We start from the raw sequence: 5,234 nt of genomic DNA on the forward strand, positions 1-5,234 counted from the left end.
TACGTATGCCGCTGCATGGGCCTTAGGGAACATGTATTTGATTTTCAGGCAGGAATCAATATACCAGTCAGGTACCCCATTCTTCTTCATTTCTTCAACCCATTCGTCTTGAAGCCCTTTACCCTTACGTACAAATTCCATGATCTTGAATGCAAGTGATGGTTCCAGACCCTGATAAATAAGGTAAACCATAATATCGTCACGACATCCTATTACTTCACTCAGATTACAAATATTATTGTGGATCAACTCTTGAGCGTTGCCGAGCCACACATCCGTTCCGTGAGAGAGTCCGGATATTTGGACAAGCTCTGAAAACGTTGTGGGCTTTGTATCTTCAAGCATCTGCCGAACGAATCGGGTACCGAATTCAGGTATGCCCAATGTCCCGGTTTTACACATTATCTGCTCCTGGGTTACACCGAGTGATTCTGTCCCGCTGAAGATTTTCATCACTTCTGGATCATCAGTGGGAATCGTCTTAGGATCGATTCCCGATAAATCCTGCAGCATCCTGATAACTGTCGGGTCATCGTGACCAAGAATATCCAGTTTCAGCAAGTTATCATGTATGGAATGGAAATCGAAGTGTGTTGTTCTCCATTCTGAACTTTGATCATCTGCAGGAAATTGGATTGGTGAAAAATCAAAGATATCCATATAATCCGGAACAACGATGATCCCGCCGGGGTGCTGTCCGGTTGTTCGCTTCACACCTGTACATCCGCTGACCAGCCTGTCGATTTCTGCTCCCCTGACTTGGAGCGCATTATCATTAGCGTATCCCTTGACATATCCATAGGCTGTTTTTTCAGCAACCGTACCTATTGTACCTGCACGATACACATTGTCTTCTCCAAACAGGACTTTTGTGTAATTATGCGCCTTAGGCTGATACTCCCCAGAGAAATTCAAATCGATATCAGGAACTTTATCCCCTTTGAATCCCAGAAATGTTTCGAAAGGGATGTCGTGTCCATCTTTTTTATATGATTGTCCACAGTCCGGACACTCCTTATCGGGAAGATCAAACCCTGAACCGACAGATCCATCATCAAAGAACTCAGACTTTTTACAAGCAGGACATACATAGTGTGGCGGCAATGGATTCACTTCTGTTATTTCTGTCATTGTTGCTACAAACGATGATCCGACAGACCCCCTGGAACCTACCAGATATCCGTCATCCAAGGATTTTTTTACGAGTTTATGAGAGATCAGATAGATGACGGCAAATCCATGACCAATGATACTCTTCAATTCCTTTTCCAGTCTTGCTTCCACAATCTCAGGCAGTTCATCTCCATAAATGCTTTTTGCCATCTCATAACTCATCCGGCGCATCTCTTCGTCTGCCCCTTCTATTTTAGGAGTATACAAATCGTCCCTGATCGGTTTAATATCTTCTGTTAGATCTGCTATTTTGTTGGAATTCTCCACGACAATTTCTTTCGCTTTATCTTTGCCTAAAAAGGAGAAGCAATCGAGCATTTCATTGGTTGTCCTGAAATGGACATCAGGAAGCTTGTGACGATTCAGGGGATTGGCACCTCCCTGAGATCCGACCAGGATTTGCCGGTAGATCTTATCCGTCTCATTAAGATAATGAACATTACCTGTTGCAACGACTGGCTTGTTGATTTTCTCTCCCAGTTCAACAATATTTTTGATTATATCTTCCAGGTTCTTTTGGCTCTGTACCAGATCCAGCTCGATCAGGTGCTGGTATACTTCTTTAGGGTGGACCTCTAAGTAGTCATAAAACTGCGCAGTTTCTTCCACTTCCGCTTTCCCCTTTTGCATCATACCTTCAAAGACTTCGCCTTTATCACAGCCAGATCCGACCAGAATACCCCCGCGGTACTTTTGCAGCTGGGACCTGGGTATTCTCGGGACCCTGTAGAAATAATGCATATGTGAAATGGAGACCAATTTATATAAGTTCTTCAGCCCTTCCTCATTTTGAGCAATCAAGGTACAATGATAGGGTCTTGAACGTTTATAAGCATCCCCTTTGCCCATGTAGTCGTTAAGTTGATTATGATTGGTTATCCCTTTTTCAAACGCATCTTTCAGCATTTTCAATAAAAGATATCCTGTAGCTTCTGCATCATAGATTGCCCTGTGATGCTGGGTCAATTCCACATCGAACTTTTTGGCAAGTGTGTTCAATCGGTGATTTTTAAATTGAGGATATAATAATCTCGCCAGTTCTAATGTATCAATTACTGGGTTGGACGCTTTAGGGAGTCCCGCCTTTTTATATCCTGCATTCAAAAATCCCATATCGAACGAGGCGTTGTGCGCGACCAGTATGTCATCCCCCACCCATTTATCATAATCGTGAAGTACATCATTTATTTCCGGGGCATTCCTTACCATATCATCTGTGATGCCTGTTAAATCGATCGTTGTTGCAGAAAGAGAGTGATGCGGATTTGCGAAAGATTCAAAACGATCGATGATTTCGCCATCCTTAATCTTTACTGCAGCAAGCTCGATGATGGTATCATAAACAGCCGAAAGGCCTGTCGTCTCAACATCAAAGACAACATAAGTCGCATCTTCAAGCTGGCGGTCCGCTGCGTTATATCCAATCGGGACTCCATCATCCACGAGATTGGCTTCCAAGCCGTATAAAACCTTGATATCATTTTTCTTGCTGGCATTATATGCTTCAGGGAAAGATTGGGCAACTGCATGGTCAGTGATCGCAATGGCTTTATGTCCCCACTTTTTTGCTTGCGCCACCAAACTTGCAACCGAGCTGACTGCATCCATCTGACTCATCGGAGAATGCATATGAAGCTCCACTCTTTTTTCTTCAGATGGAGCAGTATCAAGACGGAGAACAGGTTTGATTTCATTTACGTCGTTCGCTATCATAACCAGGTCTCTGACAAATGTATCATTTTGTATGCTTCCGCGGCAGCGAACCCACATACCTTTTTTCATATTATTCATGACTGCAGCATCTTCTTTATCCCTTGAGAACATTTTGACAAGAATGGAGCTTGAGTAATCTGTAACTTTGAAGGTCAAAAGTGTTCTCCCGCTTCTGAGTTCCCTTGTTTCACAATCAAAAACATAGCCCTCAACTGCAATCCTGCGTTCTTCATCATAAATTTCTTCAATCTTCCGGAAATCAGCATCATCCTTGATTGTAAGGCCAAGCATGAATGGTCCGCTAGGTGCATCGGAGGCTTCCTCTTTTTCAGCTTTTTCCATTTCTATGAGAGCTTGTTTACCCCTCTCCTGATCTTCTTTCAGCTTTTCTTCAAGGAATTTTTCATAATCGCTATTTTGTTCTTCGATTTCAGCAACCTCAGCATCGAGGAGCAATTTAGGGAATCCGAAATTTTCAAAAGCAGATGAAATGACCGCCCCGTATTTCCGCTTCAGCTGTGCTGCTTCAGTATCGTTCGAAGCCTTGACAATTATTCTGTTTCCAATAACTTCAGGCTTTTGAGTATTGAGCAATTTTAACAGTGGGGGAGATATCCCTTGTACTTCTTTTACGCATTCGCTCCAATAATCAAGTATTGACTGTTCCGTTACATCCATTTTAAGAACTTTAAGGCTGAAGCTTACATTGGCTATATGTTTGAAAGATGTTTGAAGAGCCAGGTAAAAGCGGCTCCAAACTTTGCAGGGGATCATTTCTTCCAAAGTGAAATAGAAATGCCACTTCTTCTCTTTTCGATAGACGGCAAGCTTTTCTATTTCTGCATTGTTAAAATGCTTCACAAACGCGTCTTCAGTCAGCCCTAATTGCTGTAATAACATTTGAAATCTTTCTTTTTTACCAAGGGGCTTTTCATCCATTCGTCTCTTCCCCCATTTCTTTTTATTTTTTATATCGTTATTTTCCTTTAAACCAAATTACAGAATGTTAAAACTGAAGAAAAGGGCTGACGAATAAGGATCATTGCTTCCCTAAAGGATCAGCCCTTTTTTATTAAGATAGTTCGCTGAATAATCTGGTTAATGTGGTAAGAATCTCATTTTTATGAACTTCCAGCACTTCTCCCGTTTTTCTAACTTTCATTTCAACGATGCCTTCAGCTGCTTTCTTCCCGACAGTGATTCGGATCGGGAGCCCGATTAAATCGGAATCAGCGAATTTCACCCCCGGGCGTTCAGCACGATCATCCAATAATACATCATAACGATTGTTTTTAAGCTCTTCATACAATTCAAACGCCAGATCTGATTGATTAGAATCCTTTAAATTGACGGGAATCACGTGCAAATCAAATGGTGATAAATTAGATGGCCACAGGAGCCCATTCTCATCATTAAATTGCTCAGCAACAGCTGCCAGTGTACGCGATACACCAATTCCATAGCAGCCCATCATTATTGGCTGTGCACGGCCGTTTTCATCTAAATACGTACTGTTCATTGCTTCAGAATATCTTGTTCCGAGTTTAAATACATGGCCAACTTCTATCCCTTTAGCGAAGACAATTGTTCCTTTCCCATCAGGTGAAGGATCCCCTTCCTGGATGAAGCGTAAATCACCATATTGTGAAACTTGAAAATCACGTTCAGGGTTCACGTTAATCAAATGATAACCCGATTCATTTGCCCCAGCTACTCCGTTGCGAATATATTTAACAGCGTTGTCAGCGATTATTTTCACTTCGTCCTTCATTGAACAAGGACCGATTGAACCGACTTCCGAACCGAGAATTTCATTCGTTTCCTCTGCAGAAGCAAGCTCTACTGAATCAGCAGCCAAAAAGTTCTTAACCTTAATATCATTGATTTCATGGTCACCGCGGGAAAGTATCAGTACAAATTCATCATCCACTTTAAATAGTAATGACTTGATGCAGATTTCCTTATCTGCATCAAGGAAATCTGCTACTTGCTCAATCGTTTTGATGCCGGGCGTAGAGACTTTCTCCACTTCATTCATTTCATCAACCGAAGAAGTATATGCTTCAACCACTTCAGCCATTTCAATGTTAGCTGCATAAGTGGATTGATCAGAATAAGCTATCGTGTCTTCTCCAACATCAGATAAAACCATGAATTCATGAGTATCTTTTCCACCCATAGCTCCTGAGTCGGCAATAACTGCTCTGAAATTCAACCCGCATCGTTTGAAGATATTCGTATAAGCTTGGAATAGGAGATCATACGTCTCATCAAGACTTTCTCCGGAAGAGTGGAAAGAGTATGCATCTTTCATAACAAATTCCCTGCCTCGCAGCAGACCAAAGCGC

The 5,234-nt window shown here is 42.0% G+C and carries 2 protein-coding genes; both read right to left on the reverse strand.

All coding sequences use genetic code 11. From position 1 onward, the window contains the following. On the reverse strand, positions 1 to 3,825 hold a 3,825-nt coding region (locus HP456_RS19490), incomplete at its 3' end, for a PolC-type DNA polymerase III (protein WP_172254193.1). 133 nt (positions 3,826 to 3,958) lie between these two features. Continuing rightward, on the reverse strand, positions 3,959 to 5,234 hold a 1,276-nt coding region (proS, locus tag HP456_RS19495; RefSeq protein ID WP_172254194.1), incomplete at its 5' end, for a proline--tRNA ligase.

It is taken from the genome of Bacillus haikouensis, assembly GCF_013179555.1.
Lineage (GTDB): Bacteria > Bacillota > Bacilli > Bacillales > Bacillaceae_B > Rossellomorea > Rossellomorea haikouensis_A.